Source organism: Candidatus Methylomirabilota bacterium (genome assembly GCA_035709005.1).
Classification (GTDB): Bacteria; Methylomirabilota; Methylomirabilia; order Rokubacteriales; family CSP1-6; genus 40CM-4-69-5.
In genome coordinates, this window is the sequence record DASTFB010000076.1 from 1 (window position 1) to 25,432 (window position 25,432).

23 protein-coding genes are annotated in these 25,432 nt (G+C 69.5%); 9 read left to right on the plus strand and 14 right to left on the minus strand.

Going from position 1 to position 25,432, the window contains the following annotated elements:
• The 3 genes from VFR64_12800 to purU form a co-directional block, all read right to left on the minus strand.
• Window positions 1-279, minus strand: a 279-nt coding sequence (locus tag VFR64_12800) for a hypothetical protein (protein ID HET9490619.1), incomplete at its 3' end; no start/stop codon positions are given.
• A gap of 13 nt (window positions 280-292) precedes the next feature.
• Complete coding sequence (locus VFR64_12805) at window positions 293-1,435, minus strand: cobalamin-independent methionine synthase II family protein (protein HET9490620.1); 1,143 nt, start codon at window positions 1,433-1,435, stop codon at window positions 293-295.
• Window position 1,436: 1 nt separating this feature from the next.
• Window positions 1,437-2,291 carry a formyltetrahydrofolate deformylase gene (gene purU, locus VFR64_12810; GenBank protein ID HET9490621.1) on the minus strand — a complete coding sequence of 285 codons (855 nt, stop codon included), beginning with the start codon at window positions 2,289-2,291 and terminating at the stop codon, window positions 1,437-1,439.
• Window positions 2,292-2,429: 138 nt separating this feature from the next.
• Between purU and VFR64_12815 the strand changes: the two genes are divergently transcribed.
• Window positions 2,430-3,047 carry an NIPSNAP family protein gene (locus VFR64_12815; GenBank protein HET9490622.1) on the plus strand — a complete coding sequence of 206 codons (618 nt, stop codon included), beginning with the start codon at window positions 2,430-2,432 and terminating at the stop codon, window positions 3,045-3,047.
• A gap of 50 nt (window positions 3,048-3,097) precedes the next feature.
• Here VFR64_12815 and VFR64_12820 read toward each other — a convergent pair whose 3' ends face one another.
• From VFR64_12820 to VFR64_12860, 9 genes are all read right to left on the minus strand, one after another.
• Entirely contained in the window at window positions 3,098-4,141 is a 1,044-nt protein-coding gene (locus VFR64_12820) for a VOC family protein (protein ID HET9490623.1), read from the minus strand.
• Between the two features lie 99 nt (window positions 4,142-4,240).
• Window positions 4,241-5,206, minus strand: coding sequence for an oligopeptide/dipeptide ABC transporter ATP-binding protein (locus tag VFR64_12825; GenBank protein HET9490624.1), 966 nt, complete (start codon window positions 5,204-5,206; stop codon window positions 4,241-4,243).
• A complete protein-coding gene (locus tag VFR64_12830; GenBank protein ID HET9490625.1) occupies window positions 5,199-6,188 on the minus strand; it encodes an ABC transporter ATP-binding protein in 990 nt (329 codons plus the stop codon). The genes VFR64_12825 and VFR64_12830 overlap by 8 nt, the downstream gene beginning before the upstream one ends.
• An 11-nt stretch (window positions 6,189-6,199) precedes the next feature.
• Window positions 6,200-7,147, minus strand: coding sequence for an ABC transporter permease (locus tag VFR64_12835; GenBank protein HET9490626.1), 948 nt, complete (start codon window positions 7,145-7,147; stop codon window positions 6,200-6,202).
• Window positions 7,148-7,162: 15 nt separating this feature from the next.
• Window positions 7,163-8,137: an ABC transporter permease gene (locus VFR64_12840; protein HET9490627.1), complete on the minus strand. Its 975-nt coding sequence runs from the start codon at window positions 8,135-8,137 to the stop codon at window positions 7,163-7,165.
• A gap of 6 nt (window positions 8,138-8,143) precedes the next feature.
• Window positions 8,144-9,790, minus strand: a complete 1,647-nt coding sequence (locus VFR64_12845; protein ID HET9490628.1) for an ABC transporter substrate-binding protein — start codon at window positions 9,788-9,790, stop codon at window positions 8,144-8,146.
• 94 nt (window positions 9,791-9,884) lie between these two features.
• Window positions 9,885-10,064, minus strand: coding sequence for a hypothetical protein (locus VFR64_12850; protein ID HET9490629.1), 180 nt, complete (start codon window positions 10,062-10,064; stop codon window positions 9,885-9,887).
• A complete protein-coding gene (locus VFR64_12855; GenBank protein HET9490630.1) occupies window positions 10,039-11,982 on the minus strand; it encodes a TRAP transporter fused permease subunit in 1,944 nt (647 codons plus the stop codon). Before VFR64_12855 ends, VFR64_12850 begins: the two co-directional genes overlap by 26 nt.
• A gap of 23 nt (window positions 11,983-12,005) precedes the next feature.
• Entirely contained in the window at window positions 12,006-12,989 is a 984-nt protein-coding gene (locus tag VFR64_12860) for a TAXI family TRAP transporter solute-binding subunit (protein HET9490631.1), read from the minus strand.
• Window positions 12,990-13,103: 114 nt separating this feature from the next.
• Here VFR64_12860 and VFR64_12865 point away from each other — a divergent pair, with 114 nt between their 5' ends.
• Together VFR64_12865 and VFR64_12870 are read left to right on the plus strand one after the other, a co-directional pair.
• Window positions 13,104-15,407, plus strand: a complete 2,304-nt coding sequence (locus VFR64_12865) for a xanthine dehydrogenase family protein molybdopterin-binding subunit (protein ID HET9490632.1) — start codon at window positions 13,104-13,106, stop codon at window positions 15,405-15,407.
• A gap of 14 nt (window positions 15,408-15,421) precedes the next feature.
• Window positions 15,422-16,498 carry an LLM class flavin-dependent oxidoreductase gene (locus VFR64_12870; protein ID HET9490633.1) on the plus strand — a complete coding sequence of 359 codons (1,077 nt, stop codon included), beginning with the start codon at window positions 15,422-15,424 and terminating at the stop codon, window positions 16,496-16,498.
• Here the strand turns inward: VFR64_12870 and VFR64_12875 are convergent, their stop codons facing one another.
• On the minus strand, window positions 16,499-18,856 hold the full coding sequence (locus VFR64_12875; GenBank protein HET9490634.1) for a molybdopterin cofactor-binding domain-containing protein: 2,358 nt from the start codon (window positions 18,854-18,856) through the stop codon (window positions 16,499-16,501).
• 171 nt (window positions 18,857-19,027) lie between these two features.
• On the opposite strand from VFR64_12875, the gene VFR64_12880 reads away from it, so the two are divergent.
• Entirely contained in the window at window positions 19,028-19,837 is an 810-nt protein-coding gene (locus VFR64_12880; protein ID HET9490635.1) for an SH3 domain-containing protein, read from the plus strand.
• 121 nt (window positions 19,838-19,958) lie between these two features.
• On the opposite strand, the gene VFR64_12885 is transcribed toward VFR64_12880, so the two are convergent.
• Window positions 19,959-21,635 (minus strand): diguanylate cyclase, encoded by a 1,677-nt coding sequence (locus VFR64_12885; GenBank protein ID HET9490636.1) that lies wholly within the window; start codon window positions 21,633-21,635, stop codon window positions 19,959-19,961.
• A 134-nt stretch (window positions 21,636-21,769) separates the two neighbouring features.
• On the opposite strand from VFR64_12885, the gene VFR64_12890 reads away from it, so the two are divergent.
• Genes VFR64_12890 through VFR64_12910 form a run of 5 tightly spaced genes read left to right on the plus strand, consistent with a single transcriptional unit; the run spans window position 21,770 to window position 25,430 of the window.
• On the plus strand, window positions 21,770-22,762 hold the full coding sequence (locus VFR64_12890; GenBank protein ID HET9490637.1) for an ABC transporter substrate-binding protein: 993 nt from the start codon (window positions 21,770-21,772) through the stop codon (window positions 22,760-22,762).
• Between the two features lie 22 nt (window positions 22,763-22,784).
• Window positions 22,785-23,573 (plus strand): ABC transporter ATP-binding protein, encoded by a 789-nt coding sequence (locus VFR64_12895; protein ID HET9490638.1) that lies wholly within the window; start codon window positions 22,785-22,787, stop codon window positions 23,571-23,573.
• Window positions 23,574-24,341, plus strand: a complete 768-nt coding sequence (locus tag VFR64_12900) for an ABC transporter permease (protein HET9490639.1) — start codon at window positions 23,574-23,576, stop codon at window positions 24,339-24,341.
• Window positions 24,338-25,111: an ABC transporter permease gene (locus VFR64_12905; protein ID HET9490640.1), complete on the plus strand. Its 774-nt coding sequence runs from the start codon at window positions 24,338-24,340 to the stop codon at window positions 25,109-25,111. The genes VFR64_12900 and VFR64_12905 overlap by 4 nt, the downstream gene beginning before the upstream one ends.
• Before the next feature lie 4 nt (window positions 25,112-25,115).
• A complete protein-coding gene (locus VFR64_12910; GenBank protein ID HET9490641.1) occupies window positions 25,116-25,430 on the plus strand; it encodes a hypothetical protein in 315 nt (104 codons plus the stop codon).
• Window positions 25,431-25,432 lie beyond the last annotated feature (2 nt).

Sequence of the window (25,432 nt, forward strand, 5' to 3'; positions counted from 1 at the left end):
GCCACCGCGAAAGCCGGGCCCGGGCTGGGTCCGCGGCGGAGCCTCCCGGTTCACCAGCATCACGCCGTCGACGACACGCACCTTGTGGGAGTGCACGTCGGCGGGGATGGTGAGCTCGGCCAGCTTGCGGGGGCGGGCGGGGTCGCTGACGTCGACGATCGTCGTCCCGTGGGGCGCCTTCATGTGGGCGACGTAGGCCCTCGTGCCGCTGACCACGACCTGACCACCGCCCGGGCAGTCGAGAAAGCCGACGGACCGCAGACCGCGCGCCTGTGCCATGTCTCGCTCCTGCTTACCAGAGCTCGCGGGAGGCCAGGCGGGCGCCGGCGGCCAGGCTCGCCAGCTTGGCCCACACGATGTCGGGATCCACGGCGGCCTGGCCCACCCACGTGCCGAATCCACAGTCCGTACCCGCGATGACGTTGTCACGGCCGACCAGTCGCGCGTAGCGCCCGATGCGCTCGGCGACGAGCTCGGGATGCTCGATGAAATTGGTGGTGGAATCGATGACGCCGGGGATGATGACCTTGCCGGCCGGCAGCTTCACGCGCTCGAAGACTTTCCACTCGTGGCCGTGACGGGGATTGGCGGCCTCGAAGGAGATGCCGTTCGGTCGGGCCGTGAAGACGACGTCGATGATGTCGGCCAGCGGGACGTCGTGGTGGTGCGGGCCTTCGTAGTTGCCCCAGCACAGGTGCAGGCGCGCCTGGTCCGGCGGGACGTTGGCCAGGGCGTGGTTGAGAGCCTCGATGTGCAGGCGGGCCATGCGCCGGAAGTCGTCGAGGGAGAGGGCGGCGAACTGGATGTGGCGGCCCATGGCCAGGTCCGGGCAGTCGACCTGGAGCACGATCCCGGCCCGGGCCACGGTCTCGTACTCGTGCCGCATGGCCTCGGCGATGGCGAAGAGATAGGTCTCGTGGCTGGGGTAGTGATCGTTGCGGAAGAACAGGGAGACGACCCCCGGCGAGGCGGCGGTGAGGAAGGCCTCGGCGGCCCCGGCCTGGGCCAGCGCCGCTTTCAGATTGTCGACGTCGACCTGGGCCGCGCTGGCGTCGCGCACGCTGATGGGCCCCGTGCAGGCCGGCGTCTTGCGCCGGGACCGGCCGGGATCGCCGAACACACGGCGGGCCATGCCCGGAAAGTCGACCAGATCCTGATACTGCAGGGGCTGGCTGGTGCCGTCGAACCCGTTCAGCCGGTCCTTGATGTAGGTGGCGTAGCTCGGCTTGCTGAGCTCGCCGTCGTTGACGACGTCGAGGCCGGCCTGGACCTGCTTACCCACCACCTCGGCCACCCCGGCGCGGACGCGCGCGCCGACCGCCGGGGCGTCGACGGGCACGCCTTCCTCCCTGGCGAACATCATCCGGATCAGGTCGTCCGGGCGGGGGAGGCTGCCCGTGTGCGTGGTGAGGACGTGTGTCGTGCTGCGTCGCATGTCAGTCGAACACGACGGTGCGATTGCCGCAGGGCAGGACCCGGCCCTGGAGGTGCAAGTGTACGGCCCGCGCCAGCACGATGCGCTCGAGGTCCCGGCCTTTGCGCACGAGGTCTTCCACGGTCTCCCGGTGGCTGACCCTGATCGTGTCCTGCTCGATGATGGGCCCCTCGTCGACGAGTGCGGTCACATAGTGGCTGCTGGCGCCGATGATCTTGACGCCGCGGGCATGGGCCTGCGCGTAGGGCCGGGCGCCGCTGAACGCGGGCAGGAACGAGTGGTGGATATTGATGATCCGGTTCGGGAACCGGGCGATGAAGTCGGGCGTGAGGATCTGCATGTACCGCGCGAGGACGACGAGGTCCGCGCGGAGGTCGGCCAGCAGCGCGAGCTCCTGATCCTCTTGCCGCCGTTTGGTCTCGGCCGTGATCGGGAAGACGTGGAAGGGAATCCGGTAGCGCTCGGCGATGGGTCCGAGATCGGGGTGGTTGCTCACGACAGCCACGACCTCGGTGGACAGCTCCCCGATGGCATGGCGGTGCAGCAGGTCGACCAGACAATGGTCCAGCCGCGACACGAAGATGGCCGTGCGCAGCGGCCGGTCCGAGAACCGCACCTCCCAGCGCATCTCCAGCTCGTCGGCCAGGCGCGTGAAGGCGCGCGCGGTCTCGGGCGGCGACAGCCGGAAGCCGTCGAGGTCCCATTCGACCCGGGACAAAAACAATCCCGTCTCGAAGTCGATGTGGTGGTCGGCGTGCAGGATGTTCCCCTGGTGGCGGAAGATGAACTCGGAGATGCGGTAGACGAGCCCTTTCTGGTCTTTGCCCGTGACGATCAGGGTGGCCGTCTGCCTCACGTCGTCGCTCTATAACACAGATCCTTCCTCCTTGCGATCCCGGAACCGGCTCGGTATAGTCTCGCCCACTCGAGTCGCGTGTCTTTCGCCGGGGCGCCTGCCGCTCATCCGCCCCAATGCACGGAAAGGAGCGCACCAGTGATCTACGAGATCCGCACCTATCGCATCGCCCCCGGGAGCCTGGCCGAAGTGGAGAAGCGGTTCGGCGAAGCCTACGAGTACCGCAAGAAGTACTCGGAGCTCACCGCCTTTCTGCACACCGAGATCGGGCCGCTCAACGAGATCGTGCACATCTGGGGGTACCAGGACCTGGCCGAGCGCGCGCGCATCCGGGCCGAGGCGGCCAAGGACGCGAACTGGCCGCCCAAGATCGGTGAGTTCATCCGCGAGATGCGCTCGGAGATCGTGGCGCCCTTCGCGTTCCTGCCTCCGGTGCGTCCCGGCAAGGTCGGCCCGATCTTCGAGCTCCGCTACTACACCCTCAAGCCCGGCACGCTGCCCGATCTGGCCAAGGGCTGGGAGGCCAAGATCCCGGAGCGCACGAAGCTGTCGCCCCTGGTGCTGGCCGGCCCGGTGGAGTTCGGCAAGGCCAACGGCTTCATCCACATCTGGGCGTACGCCGGCCTCGATCAGCGGGCCAAGGTCCGCGACGAGGCGCGGGCCAAGGGCGTGTGGCCGCCGCCGGGCGGCGGCGACCGGCTGCTCACGCAGGAGAACAAGGTCCTGCTTCCCGCGGCGTTCTCCCCGCTGCAGTAACGTCGCCTCGTTGCCAGGCGCCGGCCGCATCGGGCCGGCGCCTGGCGCGCTCACCCCAGCGGTCCCTGGAATACCTGATCCACGTAGGTGTCGGAGAGCGGCTCCAGGGTCTGGGGCCATACCGCCGTGACGGCGCGCCGCTGGCCGGGCGTGCGGACCCGTCCGTCCCAGCCCACCTGCTCCATGTAGTAATAGAGCTGGAGGCAGTGTCCGTCGGGATCCACGGCGAACGCCGCGTAGTCGATGCCGGGATACAGCTCGGGCGGGATCGCGTCGATGAAAGTCACCCCCTGCGACTTCAGGAAGGCGACCGCCTCGCGCAGCTGCGTGTAGCTGCCCACCTCGATGCCGAAGGACATGCACGTCGTGTGCTCGGCGAGCCCGAGCCGGGCCCGGAGCTCCTTGGGAAAAAGCCCCAGGCTGTGGTGCTCGGCGCCGCAGCGGAGGAACACGCAGCGCGCCCCGCCGTAGCTCGTCGCCTCGGTGGTCACGAACCCCAGGCGCTCGGTGTAGAAGCGCTCGGCGCGCTCGACGTCGCTCACGAAGAGCCCGACCGGACCGGTCTTCGTGATCTTGAAGGGCCGGGGCAGCCACACGCCTTCCACGTCGTAGGTCTCGGGCAGCGCCTCGCGCGAGCGGTGGCCGGAGAAGATGTCCAGCCCCTTGTCCAGAGCCTCGGCGACCTCAGAACTCTCCGACATCTGGGGCAGCGACGGGCTCTCGCGAAAGCCGCGATAGTACATGGCCACCGGCTTGCTCATCTGCTGCCAGCCGATCTGCTCGATGCCGTAATAGAGCTCGCTGGTGTGGCCGTCGCGATCGTACACGTAGACGTGCCAGTTCGATCCCGGCATGTCGCGGCCGGCGCGCTGGATGGGGATAGCGGCGTCCTGGAAGTAGGCGTGGGCGTCCACGATCTCCTTCAGGCTGCCGCACTGCCAGGTGATCTGGTTGATGGTCACGTCGGGTCCGAACCGCCGCCGGTCCGGGCGGTGGGCCAGGACTTTCCGGTTGAAGATCACGAAGGCGTGATGATCCGTCCCGTGGCGCGTGAAGTAGCCGCAGGTATCGCCGAGGTCGGTGTCCTTGGGCACCCAGGATCTTGAACGGCCGCGGCAGCAGCACGCCGCCCACCCTGTAGCGTCTCACGCTCGCCATGGTGGCTTCCTCCTCGGTGGTGACCGCCCCGAGCGTCAGTAGAGATGACAGGCGACCTGATGCCCGGGGCTCTGCTCGACCAACTCGGGCTCCTCCTCCGAGCAGCGCGGCATGACGAAGGGACAGCGCGGGTGGAAGTGGCAGCCGCGCGGCGGGTTGAGGGCGCTGGGCACCTCTCCGCTGAGCACGATCTCGTCCTTGCGCTCGTCCGGATGGGACGGCAGGGACGCGGCGAAGAGCGCCTGGGTGTAGGGGTGCAGCGGCCTGGCGCAAAGCTCCAGGCTGTCCGCAACCTCGACGAGCTTGCCCAGGTACATCACCGCCGTCTGCTGGCTGAGATGGGACACCGCGGCCAGGTCGTGGGCGATGAAGAGATAGCTCACCCCCAGCCGCGCTTGGACGTCCTCCAGGAGGCCGATGATGTGCGCCCGGATGGACACGTCCAGAGCCGACACGGGCTCGTCGAGCACGATCAACCGCGCGTTCGTGGACAGGGCGCGGGCGATGGCCAGCCGCTGCCGCTGCCCGCCGCTGAACTCGTGGGGGAAGAGCCGGGCCGCATCGGGTCGGAGACCGACCATGGCCAGCAGCTCCTGCACCCGGGCCTGCACCGCGCGCCGGGGGATCGCCTCGTGGGTCTCGATCGGCTCGGCGATGATGCTGCCTACCCGCATGCGAGGGCTGAGCGAGCTGAAGGGGTCCTGGAACACGACCTGAACCTTGCGCCGGTAGTCCATCCGGGCCCGGGGGTCGAGCGCGGCGATGTTCTTTCCTTCGAACTCGATGGTGCCGGCGGTCGGCTCCTCGGCGGCCAGCACGAGCTTGGAGGTCGTGGTCTTGCCGCAGCCGGACTCGCCGACGAGCCCCAGGGTCTCCCCGCTGTTGATCGTGAAGCTGATGCCGTCCACGGCCTTGACCCAGCCCTGCGGCCGCCCGAGCAGCGAGATGCCGACCGGGAAGTGCTTCGTGAGGTCGCGCACCTGCAGCACCGGCTCACCCACGAGTGGTCTCCGCCGCGAGCAGCCAGCAGGTGGCGACGGTCCCGTTGCCGGCCACCGAGAACTCCGGAGGCGCTTCGCTGCGGCAGCGATCCATGGCCTGCGGGCAGCGGGGATGGAAGGCGCACCCCGGGGGCAGGGCCGACAGGTCGGGAGGCTGGCCGGGAATCGCGTACAGCGGCTCCTTGGTGCCGAGCTTCGGGATGGAATCCAGCAAGGCGCGGGTGTAGGGGTGTCGCGGGTGGTAGAAGAGCCCTCGCACCGACTGCAGCTCCACGATCCGACCCGCGTACATCACGGCGACCTTGTCGCACATCTTGGCCACGATCCCCAGGTTGTGGGTGACGAAGATCAGGGCCACCCCGGTGGCGCGCTGCAGGTCCTTCAATAGGTTCAGGTACTGGAGCTGAATGGTCACGTCCAGGTTGGTGGTGGGTTCGTCGGCGATGATGAGCTGGGGGACGCCCGCCTGCGCGATGGCGCCGACGATCCGCTGGCGCATCCCCCCGCTGAGCTGGTGGGGGAAGTTCTTCATCCGCGCCTCCGGCGAGGGGATGCGCACGGCGGTCAGCAGCTCGGCCACCCGCCGGCGCAGGGTCTGGCCCCGGAGCGCGCGGTGGTAATAAGCGGGCTCGGCCACCTGATCGTAGATGGAGAACAGCGGGTCCAGCGAAGCCATGGGATCCTGCAGGATCGTGGCGATCCGCCGCCCGCGGATCTCGCGCATCTCCGCCGGACGCTTGGCCAGCAGGTCTTCGCCGTCCAGCTCGATCCGCCCGCGCAGGATCCGGGCCGCCGAGGGCAGCAGGCGCACGAGCGAATAGCAGGTCGTGGTCTTGCCGCAGCCGGACTCCCCCACCAGGCCCAGGGTCTCCCCCGCCTGCAGCGTGAAGCTGATGCCGTCCACAGCCTTTACCACGCGCGTGCCCCGGAACCCGACGTAGTGGGTGTGGAGGTCGGTGACGCGCAGCAGCGGCGGGGACACGCGATCCGGACCTACCGGTTGCGCAGTTGCGGGTCCAGGCGCACGCGCAGCCAGTCGCCCAGCATGTTGGCCGACAGCACGAGCATCGTGATGCAGACGCCGGGAAACACCGCCAACCACCACTTGCCGACCATCAGCATCTCGCGTTCCTGGGCCATCATGAGACCCCACGACGGCTCGGGGGGAGGCACCCCGACGCCCAGGAAGCTGAGCGAGGCCTCGATGATGACGGCCACCCCGACCTGCAGGCTGAAGAGCACCATGACGGTGTTCATGACGTTGGGCAGCAAGTGTCGGCGAATGATCCTGAGCCGTTTGACCCCGTTGATCTCGGCCAGCTTCACGAAGTCGCGCTCCCGGAGGCTCAGCACCTCGCCCCGAACTGCGCGCGCGTAGCGGCTCCAGAACACCAGGGCCAGGATGATGACCACGTTCCACAGGCCGGGACCCCGCACGCTGGACAAGAGAATCGCAAAGACCAGCGAGGGCAGCGTCAGCCAGGCATCGGTGACGCGCATGATGATCTGGTCCCACCACTTCCCCATGTACCCGGCGAGCATGCCCAGCAGGGTGCCGATGGCGCCGGCAGCCAGCGTGCCGGTCAGGGCGACGACGAGAGAGATCTGGGCGCCGTACATCAGCCGACTCAGCACGTCGCGGCCCAGCGAGTCGGTCCCCAGCGGGGTGGCGAGGTTGCCGGTGCCGGTCCAGAACGGCGGGACGTTGTCGATATAGGGACAGCTGGCCGTACCGAACGCCGCCAGGCACTGCGCCTGGGCGGGAGGCACGGGGTCGAGCTTGCTGTGAGGCGCCAGGACTGGGGCCAGAATCGCCACGCTGGCGAGCAGGCCCAGCACGAGCAGCGGGACGAGCGGCAGCTCGCGGGCCACACCATAGCTCCGCCGGGCGGCCCGGGAGACCCCACCCAGCGAGGGCGCGCGCGTCAGGATCGTGGCCATCGCTGACACCTCCTCCTAACGCGACAGGCGGATGCGCGGGTCCACGTATCCATAGAGCGTGTCGATGACAAAGTTGAGCACCACGATGAATAGCCCGGACATGATCACGACCCCCTGGACCATGGGGAAGTCGCGGTTGCTCAAGCCGTCGTACAGCAACTGGCCGACGCCGGGCCAGTTGAAGATAACCTCGACCACGACGGCCACGTTGACCATCACGAGCAGGTTCAGCCCGGCCAGCGTGAGGACGGGGATCAGGGAGTTCTTCAGGGCGTGCTTCACCACGACCATGCGCTCGGGCACGCCCTTGAGACGAACGAGCTTGATGTAGTCGCTGCCCAGCACCTCGAGCATGGCGGAGCGGGTGATGCGCACCATGGCGCCAGAGAAGTACCAGCCCAGGGCGAAGGCCGGCATGGCCAGATGGGACCAGTCCCGGAACCAGAACGTCATCCAGGTGAGCGGGTCGTGCCAGACGAACGCGCTGGGCCCCTTGCCCAGAACGGGGAGCCAGCCTAGCTGGACGCCGAAGACGAGGATCAGGACCAAGCCCACGAAGAAGCCCGGGATGGAGAGCCCGAGCAGGGCCACGGCCTTGCCGGCATTGTCCCAGAAGGTGTTCACCTTCAACGCCGACAGCATCCCGAGCGGCACCCCCAGTAGCATCGAGATCAGGAATGCTGCGAAGCCCAGTTTGAGCGAGTTGGGCAACCGCTCGAAGTAGATCGTGCTGACGGGCAGGGATTTCTCGAAGGAGTGGCCGAAATCGCCCGTGAGCAGATTCCCCATGAAGCTCAGGTACTGCGCGTGGAGCGGCTGGTCGAGGCCCCAGTCACGCCGGATCTGGTCCAGGAACGCCGCATCCGCGCCTACCTCGCCGCGCATCTTGACCGGGTCGCCGGTGAGCCGGACCATCCCGAAGATGATGGTGACCAGCAGCCAGAGCGTGATGAGGCTATAGACGATCCGGGCCAGGAGATACCGCTTCATAGGCGCTTATTCTTTGACCGCCCACACCTCCCACGGCCACGGGTAGGGGGCGTGGAGGGTATCCCAGTACCGATGGATTCCCTTGCCCTCGGGAAGTACCTTCGGCCCCACGGCGGAAACGAAGGGGTTCAGGTAGATGGGCACGACGTAGTATTCCTCGATGATGATGCGCTGCATCGTCTTGAGAAGCTGGTTCCGCTCCTCGGGGTTGATGCTGGCATCGTACTTCGCCCACGCTGCGTCGATCCGCTCGTCGCAGATGAACGAGGCCGAGGAGGTGCAGAGGGCAAAGACGCCGATGCCCGACCTGACTCCCGGCCGCGGGTCGATGTTCTGCACGATGGTCCGGTTGCCGCTGTAGCCCTTGCGACCCCGCAGGATCATGGACCGAAAGGCCGGGCCCTCCAGGCTCATGAGCTTGCCCCGGATGCCGACGCCCCGGAGGTCGGTGAGGATGCGCTCGCCCATGTCGAAGTAGGGGACGAAGGGCACGTACCAGTCGAAGTCGAAGCCGTTGGGGAACCCGGCCTGAGCCAGGAGCTGCTTGGCCTTCGCCGGATTGTGCTCGGGGACCGGCAGATCCGTCCCGTCGCCCTTCAAGGCTTCCGGATTTTCTGGCGTGAACCAGTTCCCCATGGGGACGCCGATCCCCTGACTCTCCTGCTTGGCCAGGAACGGTCGGTTGATGGCCAGGCTCACCGCCTGGCGCACCCGCTTGTCGTGGAAGGGGCTGTCCTTCTCGGTGTAGCCGGGGAACTTCAGATACCAGACGGCCGTGAAGTTGCGATCCCACCGGAGCTTGGGGTCGGACATCACCCGGGGCAGGAGCTTGCCCGTCATGCCGTAGACCAGGTCCAGCTCGCCGGTCTGGAGCCCGGCCAGGCGGGTCGCGGGATCGCGGATGCCTTTGACGACGATGGTCTTGGTGGCCGGGATCCGGCGCCAGTAGCCATCCCAGGCCTCGAAGACCATCTGCACGCCGGCCTGCTGGCTGACGAACTTGTACGGCCCCGCGCCGATGGGATGGCTCCGGAACGCGTCCTTGCCGACCTTCTCGTAGTGGTGCTTGGGGACGATCCAGGCGATGCCACTGGCCCCACCGTGGAAGAGGTCCAGAAAATCCAGGAAGGGCTTCTTGAAATGGAAGATGATCGTGCGATCATCCACGACCTCGATGCGCTGGAGCCGGTCGTGGAAGGTCTTGAAGTGGATGCCCCGGTAGTTCTCGTACGTCCACTTCACGTCCGCGGTGGTGAGGGGCTTCCCGTCGTGGAACGTGAGGCCGGGACGCAGGCGAAAGCCGGCTTTGCTGAAGTCGACGGCGATCTCGGCGTGCTCGGCCAGGCTATAGGTGTGGATGCCCTGCGGCATCGGCTTGATCAGGGCGTCGTGGACCAGGTAGTCGTAATGCTGCTGGGTCAGGGCGGTGATGTGGTTCTGGGGATCCAGCCAGCCGGGGTCCAGGGCAAAATGTTGGGCGATGGTGAGCGTGCCCTTGGCCGGGCCCGTGTTCCTCTCGATCACGGCCGGCTTGATGTCCAGCCTGGCCAGAGGCCCGGACAGGATCGGCTTCTGGGCGAGCGCCGCGCCGCCGGTCGTGAGGAGCAGGGTCAGCGCGGCAGCGACAGCCAGGAATCCCTTGACGATGATCATGATGTCCTCCTCACCCACACCGAATCGGTCGAGAGCACGAGAAGGAGCGAAACCGCCGGGAAGTTGCATCATTATCCGCTAGCGTCCGGGCTTGTCAATCGCCCTCGGCCCGGCCGGTCGCCGTCACGACGAACACGGTGACCGTCAACACGGCCAGCCCCAGCACGGTGGCCAGGAACACGTCGAAGTGCCGATGGTGGAAGCCGGTCGCCCCGAGGGCGTACAGGATGACGCCCGTAGCGGCGAGGCTAATCGACCTGAGCGCCGACCGCATGGACCGGTTCCCGAGGCCTGCGGGACATCTGCAGCGCGAGGGCGGCGACCAGCAGGCCGATGCCGGCCATGTCGGTGTAGAGGCTGGGACTGATCAGGGCAGCCGCCGCGCCCAGCAGGAGCGCGCGCTCCACCGGGGTGGCGGCTCGCCGCAGCCAGCCCTGCAGGCCGGCGGCCAGGCAGAAGATGCCGAGCGCCGCCGTGAGCGTGGCCAGGACGATGTCCGGCAGCGAGCCCATCGCCAGTAGCGCGGGCGAGTACACGAACATGAACGGCACGATGTAGAGCACCGCGCCCAGGCGCATGGCCTGCCATGCCGTGGCCATGGGCGGCGAGCCGGCGATGCCGGCGGCCGCGAACGGCGACAGACAGGTCGGCGGTGTGAGGTCCGACGTCACCCCCATGTAGAGGATGAACATGTGCGCGGCCATCTTGGGTACCCCCATCTGGACCAGGCCGGGCGCCACGATGATGGCCAGGGTCAGATAGACGGCGGTGGTCGGCAACGACAGCCCCAGGATGAAGGCGGCGAAGGCCGTGTACACCAGGGCCAGCCACAACTCCCCGCCCGAAAGCTTGATCAGCACGAAGGAGAACTGCATCCCGATCCCGGACAGGAACACGCACCCGATGATGAGGCCGGCCGCGGCCACCGCCATGGCCACGGTGACGGACGCCCGCGCGCCGGTCTCGAACGCTCTCAGAAGCCGTTCCGGTCCGAGCCTCGAGCGACGGCGGACGAAGCTGACCAGGAACGTGGTGGCGATGGCCATGAGTCCCGCCGTCTCCTCGGTGAAGCCCTGGTAGAGGTACCAGAGCAGCGCGACGATCGGCAGCAGCAGGTAGCCGTCCTGCCGGAGGGTGCCGGGCAGGCTCGGCATCTCTTCCCGGGGGACCTTCCGCAGGCCTAGGCGCCGGGCCTCGAAATGGACGGTCATGAACACACAGAAGAAATAGAGGATCGCCGGGATCGCCGCCGCGAGCGCCACCTGGCGGAACGGCACCCCCACGAAGTCCGCCATGATGAACGCGGCCGCCGCCATGATGGGGGGCATGATCTGCCCCCCGATGGACGCGGTGGCCTCGACCGCCGCGGCGAAGGTCGCCCGGTAGCCGGCCCGTTTCATCATGGGGATGGTGAACACGCCGTCCATCAGCACGTTGGCCACGCCACTGCCCGAGATGGTGCCCAGGAACGCGCTGGAGAACACCGAGACCTTGGCCGGGCCGCCGGTCAGGCGTCCGGCCAGCGCGGTAGCCAGCCGGACGAAGAACTCCCCGATCCCCGTCGTGGCCAGAAAGGCGGAGAAGAGGATGAAGAGGATGAGGACCGAGCTCATGATCGCCGTGGGAATGCCGTAGAGCCCTTCCTCTTTGCCGAAGAAGCTCTCGACCATCGTCCGCCAGGGCGTGGGCGGCCCGTAGAAGATCCAGAAGAACCAGTCGGCGTGCAGGGTCTGCAGGATGAAGAAGACGGCGGTGAGGGTCAGGCCCCACCCCACGGTCCGGCGCGTGCCCTCCAGCACGGCGAGGATGAGGAGGGTGCCGATCACCACATCGGCGGTGGTGGCCGTGTAGCCCGGATCGACGAAGCGATCGATGTGCAGCAGCGTCCACACCTGCGCTCCCAGGACGATTGCCATCGCGGCCAGGTCGATGGCGAAGTGCCACGTCAGCGAGTCGGCGAAGCTCTTGCGCCCGAGCGGGAAGACCAGGAACGCGAGCAAGCTCATGAGGGCCAGGCTCGTGGAACGATGGGTGTGCCCCTCGGCCTGGCCGAACAGCGTGCTGTAGAAGTGGAAGAGACCGAGCCCGACCGACAGGACGACGATGACGAACGCGATCCCGCGCTGAGGACCGCGGCCCCGCCCGAGGAGCCAGTCGACGGCCGACCGTTCGACGGGCGGGGCGTCGGTCATCGCGCCGACGACCTACCCGCGGCCTACCGAGCGACCCCGATTTCCTTGTAGTAGCGCAGCGCCCCGGGATGGAAGGGGATCGTGGCGCCTTCCATGGCCGTCTTGACGTCGGACTGGGCGAGGCTGGGGGCGATCTCCCCGATCTCCTTCGCCCGCTCCCACCACAGCTTGGTCAGCCGGTAGACCACTTCGTCCGAGAGGCCGGCATCGACGATGAGCTGCTGGAGAAACCCGGGCGAGGGCAGGTCCTCCTTCACGACGCCGTAGAGTCCCTTCGGGACCTTGGCCCGGGAGAGGCCGCCCATAATCGACAGCGTGCGCTCCACGGCGTCCGTCGGCAGGGGAATCGCCCGGATACCGACCGCCTGCTGGACCGCCATGAGGTCCGGGTAGGTCACCTGGCCCGGAATGAAGATGGCGTCGACGTTCCGGTCCTGAAGCGCCTTGGAGCGGTCGGTGATCGAGGTGTAGCTGATGGTCCCCCCCTCCGCCTTGAACCTGTCGGGCGGCATGCCGGCGGCCGTCATGACGGCCTCGGCCAGCTCGGTGGTGCCCCAGCCGCGGTCGCCGGGCACGATCCGCTTGCCCTTGATGTCCTGAAAGGTCTTGATCGGGCTGTCCTTGATCACGAACAGCGCGATGACGACCGAACGGCCGATATTCGAGGCGATCAGGCGCACGTTCTTGTACGGCTCCTTGTACTTGCCGCGGCCGTTGTACCCGTCCTCGGGGTACGGGGTGAGCGCAAAGGCGATCTGGGCCTCGCCCTTGCCCACCTTCGTCACGTTGACCACGCCCCCACCCAGGAGGGTGCCTGCCGACACCCCGGGCAAGACCTCCGGGATCATGGTCGAGAGCTTTGCGCCGCCACGGAACCAGTCGCCGCCGGCGCTGGAGACGCCGATCTTGATGAATTTCACGTCGGGCTTCCACTGCTGGGCGAAGGCCGGCGTGGCGAGGCCGAAAGCGAGGGCGAGCGCAGGGACCAGGGCAAGCATCTTGTGCATAGCCGATCCTCCCCGGGTTGGATGAGGCCTGCTCGTGTGACGGGAGACTCCGCTGTTCCGCGGCCGCTGTCAAGGGGGCCCGCCGGCGCGTGGCCTGCGCTATCATCCGCCACGATGGCCGAACACGCCGGGCAGGTGATCCGCCGCCGAGAGGACCCCCGGCTCATCACCGGCGCCGGCCAGTTCATCGACGATCTGCGGCTGGGCGACTGTCTGCACGTGGCCATCGTCAGGTCGCCGCACGCCCATGCCCGCCTCCGCGCCATCGACACGGCGGCTGCGGCGAAGGCGCCGGGCGTCGTAGCCGTGATGACCGGCGCCGATCTCGGCGCTGCCAATGCGCCCCTTCCCGTCTTCAACGAGCATCCCGGACTACCGCGCCCGTGCGGGATCAGGCCCCTGGCCGGCGAGCGAGTCCGATTCGTCGGCGAGCCGGTGGTGGCCGTCGTAGCGGCGGACCGCTACCTGGCCCAGGACGCCGCCGAGCTGGTCGTCGTGGACTACGAGCCGCTACCCGCGGTCGCCGACGTCACCGCGGCGGCGGCGGCCGGCGCTCCGCTGGTGCACGAAGCCCTGGGGTCCAACGTGGCCGCCCAGTGGCGCCAACAGGTGGGCGATCCGGACGCGGCGTTCCGCCAGGCCGAGGTCGTCGTGCGGGCCACCTTGCGGCTGGCTCGCGGCGGCGCCCAGCCGCTCGAGACACGGGGCCTGATCGCCCACTGGCAGGACGACCGGCTCACGGTGTGGGCGGCCATCCAGATGGTCCATCGCCACCGCCGCTTCGTCGCCCGGCAGCTCGGCCTGCCCGAGGAGCGCGTGCGCGTCATCGCCCCGCCCGACGTGGGCGGTGGCTTCGGCACCAAAGGGCAGTTCTACCCGGAGGACATCATCGTGGCAGCGCTGGCCCGGCGGCTCGGCCGGCCGCTGAAGTGGATCGAGGATCGCCGCGAGCACCTGGCGTGCTCGTGGGTGGAGCGCGAGCAGGTGCACGAGATCGAGGTGGCGGCCACGCGCGAGGGTCGGCTCCTCGCGTTGCGCGACCGGTTCGTCCACGAGCTGGGCGCCTATACCGTCTCCGGGCTCAACCTCCCCCAGAACACGATGATCCACTCCCTCGGCCCGTACCGCGTGCCCCACGTGGAGCTGGCCATGCGGGGCGTCCTCACCAACACGACTCCGGTCGGCTCCTACCGGGGCGCCGGCCGTCCCCAGGGCGCCTTCGTGGCCGAGCGCGCGGTGGACGCGGTGGCCCGCCAGCTCGGACTCGATCCCGTCGAGGTTCGGCGGCGCAACCTCATTCCCGCCGGTGCGCACCCGTACGACACGGGGCTCACGACCGTAGGGCGAGGGCCCGTGGTCTACGACAGCGGCGACTACCCGCGGTGCTTCGAGCTGGCGCTGGAGGCGCTCGATTACCCGGCCGTGCGCCGGGAGCAGATCCGGCTGAGGAGCCAGGGCCGCTGGCTCGGCGTCGGGGTCGTCAACTACATCGAGGCGACCGGCACGGCGCCCCTCGAGAGCGTGGCGGTGCGGGTGGGCGCCGACGGTGGCATCACCGTCATCACCGGAGCCTCGCCCCAGGGCCAGGGCCACGTCACCATGCTCTCCCGCCTGGTCGGTGAGCTGCTCGGTGTCGACCCCGCCGCCATCGACGTGCTGACCGGCGACACCAGCCTCATCGCCACCGGCGGCGGCACCTTCGGCAGCCGGAGCACCGCGCTGGCCGGGAGCGCCGCCGTGCTGGCCTCGCGCGCGGTGCACGACAAGGCGCGCCGTATCGCCGCGCATCTGCTCGAGGCCGCCGCCGAGGACGTCGTGGGCGCGGCCGGACGGTTCGCCGTGCGCGGCTTCCCGGACCGGACGGTCGGCTGGGGCGAGATCGCCGCGGCCGCCCACGCCGGGCGCGCGCCCGGGGAAGCTCCGGGGCTCGAGGACACCCAGGTGTTCACCGTGTCGCGATCGACGTTCGCCAACGGCACGCACGCGGCGGTCATCGAGGTCGATCCCGCGACGGGCGCGCTGCGCATCCTGCGCTGGGTCGTCGCTCACGACTGCGGCCGCGTCCTCAATCCGGGCCTCGTCGACGGCCAGATCCACGGCGGCGTGGTCCAGGGGTTGGCCGATGCCCTCAACGATCAACTCGTCTACGACGGTGGCGGACAGCGCCTGACCGCCACGCTGATGGACTACGCGCTGGCCACGGCGGCCGACGCGCCACCCACGTTCGAGATCCGCCATCTGGAGTCCCCGACGCCGCTGAACCCGCTGGGGGCCAAAGGCGCCGGCGAGGGCGGGATCATGCCGGTGCACCCCGTCATCGCCCAGGCCGTCGAGGACGCCCTGGCCCCGTTCGGCGCCCGGGTCACCCGGGTTCCGGTGACCCGGACCGATATCGTGGCCATGGCCCAGCGGCGATAGTAGAATTCTCGCCGATGCGCCTCGGCTACTTCGCAATGCCCCTGCATCCGCCCGGCGCCGATCCGGCCCAGACCATGGACGAGGATCTCGAGCAGCTCGCCACGCTCGACCGGCTGGGCTTCGGCGAGGCGTGGATCGGCGAGCACTTCACCGCCGAGTGGGAGAACATCCCGTGCCCCGATCTGTTCATCGCGCGGGCCCTGGGCGTGACGCGGAGGATGAAGCTGGCGACCGGCGTGTCCTGCCTGCCGAACCACAACCCGCTCATGCTGGCCCAGCGCATCGCCCAGCTCGATCAGATGGCCCGCGGCCGCTTCTACTGGGGCGTGGGCTCGGGGGGGTTCCCCGGCGACTTCGAGCTCTTCGGGATCGACCCGAAGAGCGGCAAGCAGCGCGGGATCACGCGGGCCGTGCTCGACCTCGTGCTCGAGCTGTGGAACGATCCCAAGCCCGGCCTCTACAAGTCGAAGCACTGGCGCTTCCAGATCCCCGAGCCGCAGGAGGACATCGGTCTACGGCTGCACCTCAAGCCCTATCAGCGTCCCCATCCGCCCATCGCGGTGGCGGGCGTGACGCCGAAGTCGGAGACCCTGATGCTGGCCGGCGAGCGCGGCTACCTCCCCATGAGCATCAACTTCGTCCCGACCCGCGTGCTCCGCACGCACTGGGAGGCCGTGGAGCAGGGCGCCGAGCGCGCCGCCCGGGTCGCCGACCGCAGCGAGTGGCGGATCGCCCGCGACGTGCACGTCTCGGACACGGACGCCCAGGCCCGGCGCGAGGCGCTGGAGGGCCCGCTGGCGCGCGACTACCGCGACTACTTCCTGCCGCTGCTCAAGAAGATCCGGGGATTCGACATCCTCAAGGTCGATCCGGCCATGCCGGATGCCGACATCACGCTGGACTATCTCCTGGAGCACATCTGGATCGTGGGCAGCCCCGACACGGTCACGGCGCGCCTGGCCGAGCTGCGCGAGGAGGTGGGCGGCTTCGGGACCCTGCTCGTCATCGCGCACGAGGGACGCCCGCGGACGTCGTGGGAACGCTCGATGACGCTGCTCCGGCACCGGATCCTGCAGCGCCTGGGCGACTGATCAGCGCGTCGCGGCGTCGGCGCGGGCGGCCTGGACGGCCGTCCACACTCGAGCCGGCGTGAGCGGCATGTCCAGATGCGTCACGCCCAGCGGCGCCAGCGCGTCGAGGACGGCGTTGACCACCGCGGGCGTGGCCCCGATCGTGCCCGCCTCCCCGCAGCCCTTGGCGCCCAGCGGATTCACGGGGGTTGGCGTCTCGACCCGGTCGAGCACGAAGGCGGGCAGCGCGTCGGCCCGGGGCGCCGCGTAGTCCATGAGCGATGCCGTGAGGCACTGCCCGGAGCCTTCGTAGATCATGTGCTCCCAGAGCGCCTGGCCGATGCCCTGGGCCAGGCCTCCGTGGATCTGGCCCTCCACGAGCATCGGGTTGATGACGCGGCCGCAGTCGTCGACGGCCACGACTCGCTCCAGCTTCACGGCGCCGGTGTCCGGATCGACCTCCACGATCGCGATGTGACAGCCGGACGGATACGTGAAGTTCTCGGGGTCCCAGACGGTGGACGCTTCCAGGCCCGGCTCCATGCCCGCCGGCAGCGCCCGGCCCGCGTGGGCGGCGGCCGCCACCTGGGCCAGCGTTACATGGCGGCCCGGCACGCCGCGCACCACGAAGCGCCCCTGGTCCCACACGACGTCTTCGGCCGCCGCCTCCAGCAGCGCCGCCGCGATCCGGCGGCCCTTGTCCAGCACCTTCTGGACGGAGGCGGCGACGGCGGGACCGCCGACGGCGACGGAACGGCTGCCGAAGGTGCCGACACCGGTCGCGACGATGGCCGTGTCGCTGTGGAGCACCGCCACGTCCTCGAACGCCACACCGAGCTGGTCGGCCACGATCTGGGCGAAGACGGTCTCCAGCCCCTGGCCATGCGGGCTGGTGCCGGTGAGCACGGTCACTTTGCCCGACGGCTCGACGCGCACGGAGCCGCTCTCCCAACCCGGGATGGGCGCCGTCCGGGACGGTCCCACGCCGGCGGTCTCCATGAACGTCGACAGCCCGACGCCGATCAGGCGCCCCGTGATGCGCGCCCGGCGCTGTCGCTCGCGGAGCGCCGCGTAATCCGCCAGCTCCAGGGCGCGATCCAGGGCGAGCTCGTACTGGCCCGAGTCGTAGACGAGCCCCGAAGGCGCCCGGTAGGGAAACGCCGCGGCCGGGATGAGATTGCGGCGGCGGACGTCCGCGGGATCCAGGCGGCAGACGCGGGCGACGGCGTCCATCACGCGCTCGAGCAGGTACGAGGCCTCCGGCCGGCCGGCCCCGCGATAGGGCGCGGTGGCCATGGCATTGGTGAAGACGCTCACCAGCTCGTAGCGCGCGGCGGCGATCCGGTAGGGGCCCGTCAGGAGCCGGCCCGTGAGCATCGCCGGGTACGGCGTGAGGGATTCCAGATACGCGCCCAGGTCCGCGATGGTCCGGCAACGCAGGGCGAGCACGGTGCCGTCCTCGGCCGCGGCCGCCTCGATCTCGTTGACCTGGCCGCGCCCCTGCGTGGTGGTCAGGAAGTCTTCGCGCCGGGTCAGCACCAGCCGCACCGGGCGGCCCACGCGCAGCGCGGCCAGGGCGCAGAGCGTCTCGTCCGCGTAGTAGCCGATCTTGCATCCGAAGCCGCCGCCGATGTTGGGAGCGATGACGCGCACCGCCGATTCGGGCAGGCGCAGGATCTGGGCGAGCCCCGAGCGCAGCCGATGCGGCGTCTGCGTGCCCGCCCACACCGTGAGCATCCCGTTCCGCCATTCGGCCAGGCAGCCGCGTGGCTCCATCGCCATCCCCGCCACCCGCTGGTTCACCAGGCGCAGGCCCACCCGGTGGCGAGACCCGGCAAAGGCGCCGTCCACATCGCCGTGCGTCCACTCCCAGCGCAGCGCCACGTTGTCGGGAAACGACTCGTGCACGCGCGGCGCGCCGCCCGCCAGCGCGCTCTCGGGATCGCCGACCGCGGGCAGCGGCTCGTAGTCGACCGCGATGGCCTCGCAGGCGTCCGCCGCCACGTCCCGCCGCTCGGCGACGACGACCGCGATCGGCTCGCCCACGTAGCGCACGATGTCGGCGGCGAGGAGCGGGCGAGCGGGGTGTCGGGCGCCGGGGGGGATGCCGACGGCGGGCTCGGGATCCACCTGCCCCTGCACGTCGGCCGCCGTGAGCACGGCCAGCACGCCGGGCAGCGCCGCCGCGCGCTGCACGGCGACTCGCCGCAGCCGAGCGTGGGCGTGAGGCGAGCGCAGCACCGCCATGACGGCGGTCCGCGGTAGCAGGAGATCGTCGACGAACCGTCCGGCGCCCTGGACGAGCGTGGGGTCTTCTCGTCTCCGCACCTCGGCGCCGATCAGCGTGCGAAGGGGCGCCGCGGCCGCGTGGGCAGCCATCCCGGCGCACTATTCCACAGCCGAACGAACGGCGTCAAATCGACGGGCCGGGGACTTTCTGGCCCAACCGGTGCGGCGGCCGAGCCACCCTCGCGCTGCAATCTCGTTCGAAAACGTGCCGTTATCGCCCGGGGAGGTCTGGTACCGGGGTTGCACTCTGCCTCCGCCGTGATGACGACGATCGCCAGACGCGCACTGATCGGAGGCAGCGGCAAGCTCGGCGCGCTGATCGCGGCGAGCCTGCTGGGAGGCTGCGCCGCCCTCTCCCAGCTCGTCGGCCCCGCCGCCGAGCGCGACCACGGGGCTCAGGACCGTGCGGCACAGGACCGCGCGGCCCGCGAGCGAGCGACGGCGACCGAGCAGCTGCGGCGGCAGGCCGCCAGCAATCAGGAGCTGGAGCTGCAGCTGGCCCGGGCCCACCTGGCCGTCCTGGAGCGCGAGGCCCAGATCCGCGCCCTGCAGGAGAAGCTGGACCTGGCCACGCTCGAGGTCGTCCGCGCCATGGGTAAGCTGCGGGGGGTCGAGAGCAAGGCCGAGGCGGCCGCCAACTTCGCCGAGGCCGAGATCGCGTTGCGGCAGCTCGAGAAGGAGGCGGCCGGCCGGGGACGGGACCAGGAGGTGCAGCAGGCCCGGCAGCTGATGAGCATGGCGACCGCGGAGTTCAAGAAATCGAACTATGCGGGCACGATCTACCTGAGCGGCCGGGTCAAGGCGCTGAGCGCCAGCGGACAGTCACGAGCGGCGAGCCCCGGGACCATGCTCCGCCTGGACGGGGAAACCGGCTTCGCCTTCCCGCTGCCGCTCAAGGCCGTGAGCCGGAGCAACGTGCGCGAGGGCCCGGCCCTCAACCAGAAGATCGCCTTCGTCGTCGAGGATGGCGGCGCCCTCACCGGATACTCGCAGAAAGACCTGTGGGTGCGGGTGAGCCGGGAGGACGGCCGCTCGGGCTGGATCTACTACAACCGGATCGGCCTCCGCTGAAAGATCGAAGGGGGCACCTCACAGGCGCGCCCTGTGGGGCGCGACGGCCCCCTCCGAGCGCCCCCCAGACCGGGATTGCGGCGGCAAAGCCGCCGCTCGAACCGAGTTGTTTTCCGATCGTTCAGCGGGCCACGCGCGCAGAGGCGCGGCCACTGGCCAGCGCGATCCGGTTGCGGCCCGTCTTCTTGGCCTCGTACAGCGCAGCGTCCGCGCGCGCGATCACGGCCTCGGGCGTCTGCCCGTGGGTGGGAAACGCGGCCACCCCGATGCTCACGGTGACGCCCTCGTGACGGCCCGCCGGCCGGCCCTGGGCCACGTGGGCCTGCAGCCGCTCGGCGATGGGCACGGCGTCGGTGTGACCGGTCGCTCGGAGCAAGACGAGGAACTCGTCTCCGCCGTAGCGCGCGGCATAGTCGTCGTCGCGGATCGCCCCCATGAACTGGGTGGCGACCCACACCAGCAGGGCGTCGCCCGCCAGATGCCCACGGCTGTCGTTGTATTGCTTGAAGTGATCGATGTCGATCATGAGGACCGAGACCGGATAGAGCTCGCGGGCCCGCTCGACCTCGAGGGCGAGCGTCTCCATGAGGTGCCGCCGGTTGTAGAGGCCGGTGAGGGGATCGGTGATCGAGAGCTTCTGCAGCTCCTCCCGCCCGTGGCGTAGCCGGCTGACCATGCGGTTGAACACCGCCGTGAGATAGCCGACCTCGCCGCGGCTCACGACGGGGAGATCGACCTCGAGGTCGTCGGCCGCCACCCGGGCTGCCGCCGCCGTCAGCCGGTTCAGCGGCTGCACGATCGTCAACGCCAGGAGGTACGCGGTGAGCCCGATCCCGACGAGCACGCTGCCGATGAGGGCGAGCGTCACGTTGCGCATCCGCGCGATCGTCGCGTAGGCGGCCTGGCGCCCTACCTCCGCCGCCACGCCCCACCGCATCAGGGACATCGGCGCGACCTGTCCGACCACCGCCCGGCCCCGATAGTCGGCGTACTCGACCGAGCTGCCCACCGTGTCGAACAGCGCGGGCACAGCCTCGACCCGGGTGCTCAGGCGACCTGCCGCCTCCGGGCGCGGGCTGACGAGGACCGTCCCATCGCGTCGGACCAGATAGGCGTGGCCCTCGGGGCCCGGGTCCAGGCTCGCCAGCATCCGCTCCACGGCGCCGAAGTTGACGGTACCCGCCAGCACCCCGAGCAGGGCGCCGTCGACGGCGGTGATCGGCACGCCGATCCCCAGGACCGCTTTGCCACGCGCCTGGTCCCAGTGCGCCTCGCCGAGGATCGGCTGGTCGGCCCGGGCCAATTTCAGCCAGTCCGGCGGCAGCCGCAGCGCGCCCGGGCGCGCCGCCGTGCTGACCAGGGCCGTCCCCGACGGGTTGACCACCAGCAACTCGTCGTAGTCGGAGAATTTCGCCCGGACCGAGCCCAGGAACTGGGCCAGCCGGCGCCGGGGCTCGGCCCGGCGGGCCGCCGCCCGGCGTCCGCCCCCGAGCTTCTCGAGGTTCTCGGTCACCTCGTAGGACGACGAGAACACCCGCATCTCGTACAAACGTTCCTTGAGCCAGAGATCGATCTCCCGGGCCGTCTGACCGGTGATCGTTCTCAGATCGCCCGCGATCTTCTCGGTCACGAACGCCTGGTTGAGCACGTAGGACCGCCAGCCCAGGGCCAGCGAGGGCAGGAGCGTCGCCAGCAGGGCGAAGACCAGGAGCTTCGTCTTGATGCTGTCCATGCCGACGCGGTGGGCGAGCGTCTCGACGGCCTTCATCCACGAGGGGAGCCGGCCCACCGGACGCATGGCTTCCATTATGTCCGCCGAGGCTCGGCGAAACGAATTGTGGTAAGAGTTGAGGTCGCCGCGGGCCGGCTGCTGGCGCCGGCGCGCGGGAGACGGCTACCCGTGGGAGGCAGACCATGATGCATGCACTGGCTGTGGCACTCGCGACCGCGCTGCTGGCCATGGGCGGCCCAGCCCTGGCCAAGGCGCCCACGCCCCTGGCGGCCGCCGTGGGCGGCAACATGAACCACATCCCCAGCTTCGTGGGCGTGGAGAAGGGCATCTTCCTCAAGCACGGGATCGACCTGAAGCTCAAGGTGTTGAACACCGGGCAGGAGATGTCCAAGGCCCTGCAGGCCGGCGAGGTGCAGATCATCGGCGCGGCCTACTCCAACTTTCCCGTCGCCGTCGAGCGGGGGATGGAGGCCAAGGGCGTGGTGGGGCTGATGGGCGACCGGACCACCCGTCACTCCGACTCGCCGGTCAGCATCTGGACCCGCAAGGGGACCGGGATCACGAAGGTCGCCGACCTCGCCGGCCGCAAGGTCGGCACGCCGGTCGGCGGGACCGCCGACGAGTACCTGCGGGTGGCGGCCAAGAATGCGGGGATCACCCGCGACAAGATCTCCGTCCTCAACGTGCCGCCGGGGAACCTCGTGTCGGCCCTGCAAGGCGGGGGCGTCGAGGCCGTCTCGTGCTGGGAGCCGTTCGGTACGCTGGTGCAGGCCCGGATCCCCGACGCCGTCCTGGTGTCGCGAGGGGGCGGGAACATCGGCTACTACATCAACATGTCGTTTCGCACCGATGTGATCGAGCAGAAGCCGGAGCTGGTCGAGCGCTACGTGATCGCGATGGCCGAGGCCTCCCAGTACACCCGCCAGCATCTCGACGAAGCGGCCCAGATCGCCACGCGTTGGGTCCGGGGCCTGGACGAGGAAGTGGCCAAGCAGTCGATCCGCCACATGGTCTACGATTCCCGCATCACCAAGCACACGATCGCCGCGTGGGAGGAGAACGTCGGGATCCTGATCGAGCAGAAGAAGCTGCGGAAGCCCGTGCCCTGGCAGCAGGGCGTCGAGCCCCGGTTCATCGAGAAGGTGATGAAGAGTCACCCGCAGTTCTTCTCCGACCTCAAGCCGGTGCCCTGAGCGGCGCGGGTCGCGGGCCGGCGTGGCTGCGAAGATCGTCGTCCGCGGCCTGGGGCACGAGTATGTCAACCCGTTCACGCGCGAGCGGATCGTCGCCCTGGACGGCGTCGATCTCGAGGTGGGGACCGGCGAGTTCCTCACCGTCGTCGGTCCCAGCGGCTGCGGCAAGACCACCCTGCTCAACATCCTGGCCGGGCTGATCCCGCCGACGCGGGGCGCCGTCCTGCTGGATGGCCGCCCCGTGGCCGGCCCCGGCCGCGATCGGGGGGTGGTGTTCCAGGAGTTCGCCATCCTGCCCTGGCGCACGGTCGAGCGGAACATCGCCCACGGCCTGGAGATCCAGGGCGTGCCGCGGGCCGAGCGCGCCGCCAGCGTCCGCCGCTTCGTGGAGCTGGTGGGGCTCACCGGCTTCGAGGGCAAGTATCCCCACGAGCTGTCCGGCGGCATGAAGCAGCGGGTGGCCGTGGCCCGGACGCTGGCCGCGAATCCCGAGGTCATGCTGATGGACGAGCCCTTCGCATCGGTCGACGCCCAGACGCGGATCACCTTGCAGGAAGAGCTGAACGTGATCTCCCAGGCCACCGGCACGACCATCCTCTTCGTCACCCACAACGTCGAGGAGGCGGTGTTCCTGGGGGACCGCTGCTGTGTGCTGTCCCGGCATCCCGGCCGGGTCAAGACCCTGGTGCCCGTGCGCATCCCCCGCCAGGCCCGGACGTGGAAGATGTTCACGTCCGACCCCGACTTCACGGCGATCAAGGAGAAGGTCCTGCGCCTGGTGCGGGAAGAGGTCGGGGGGCAGGAGGGCTAGATGGTGCGCTGGGAGCTCGCCGCCACGTGGGTGGTCTTTCTGGGCGGCGCGCTGGTCGCGTGGAGCCTGGCCGCGGCCACACTGCCGTTGCCCCCGTACTACCTGCCCTCGCCGCTCACCGTGCTTTCCTCGGGCACCGAGCTGGTCGTCAACGGGATCCTCCCCATGTACGTGGGCGAGAGTCTGCGCCGCATCGTCCTGGCCGCCGGCGTGGCCATGCTGATCGGGGTGCCGGTGGGGCTGGTGCTGGGGCTCAGCCGGCGCATCGCCGATCTCATGTACCCGCTCCTGAACTTCTTCCAGTCGGTGTCGGGCATCGCCTGGCTGCCGCTGATGCTGGTGTGGTTCGGCTTCGGCGAGCGCACCATCCTGGCGGCGGTCAACTACACCGTCCTGTTCCCCGTCATCTTCAACGCGATGCTGGGGGTGCGCAGCGTGCCTCGCATCTACGTCAATGCCCTGCGTACGCTGGGCGGCTCGCGCTGGCGGATCGTGCGGGACGTGTTGCTGCCGGGGGCGCTGCCCAGCATCGCCACGGGCATGCGCCTGGGGCTGGCCTACGGCTGGCGGGCCCTCATCGCCGCGGAGATGCTGGTCGGGGCCCACGGCCTCGGCTTCATGATCTTCAACGCCCAGAACTTCCACCTGACCGCGCGCATCATGCTGGGTATGGCGATCATCGGGCTCCTGTGGCTGCTCCTGGACTACTTCGTGCTGCGGCCGATGGAAGAGGCCACCATCGCGCGCTGGGGGCTGGTGCAGCGGTGAAGTCCCTGGCCACGGCCATCCGGGGGCTGGTGCCCTTCGTGGCCCTCATCGCGGCCTGGACTCTGGTCAGCCGTACGGGAGTGGTGCCGGTCCTGTTCCTGCCGCCCCCGACCGACGTGGCGCGGATCGCCTGGGAGCTGGGGCGCGACGGCTCGCTGTGGGTCAACATCGGGGCCAGCCTGGGGCGCGTGCTCATCGGCCTGGTGGTGAGCGTGCCGCTGGCCGTGGGGCTGGGCGTGCTGGTCGGGCTGAACCGGTGGTTGGCCCCGATCGTGGAGCCGGTGGTGGGTTTCTTCAACGCGCTCTCGGGCATCGCCTGGCTGCCCCTGGCCATCACCTGGTTCGGCCTGGGCTGGGTCAGCGTGACCTTTATCATGTTCAATACGATCTTCTTCCTGGTGTTCTTCAACACGCTGGTCGGCGTGCGCACGGTGCCCAAGATCTTCGAGAATGCCGTGCTGACGCTGGGCGGCGGCCGGCGCCACGTGATCTTCGAGGTGCTGCTCCCCGGCGCCATGCCCAGCATCGTGACGGGCATCCGCATGAGCATCGGCTTCGGCTGGCGGGCCCTCATCGCCGCCGAGATGATCGCCACGACGACCGGGCTCGGCTTCCTCATCTACGACGCGTCCAACTTCCATCAGACCGACACCATCCTGGTGGGCATCCTGACGATCGGCACGCTCTGGCTGGCCACCGACCGGCTCGTGTTGCAGCCCCTGGAGCGGCGGACGATCGAGCGCTGGGGTCTGGTGTCCACGGGGCCGTGAAGAGATGCCGCGTCGCACCGTCGTGTTCCTGACCGTGGCCCTCGCGGCCTGGCTCGGCTGGGAGGCCTTCTTGCGCCTGTCGGCCCCGGGCCGGATCGACGACGCGCTGGAACGCGCGCTCCGGCAGGGGACTCCGGTCGACATCGCGGTGACGCTGCCGTTCGCTCCCGAGGACTTCCACATCCGCCTGTTCCAGAGCTACGGCGTCGTCAGCGGCGTGCAGGGCACGACCGTCCTGATCAATCGCGTGGCCGCCGCCGACGTCTGGCGGATCGCGCGCACGTACTGGGTACGGCGCATCGCGCCGCAGGGAGGATAACG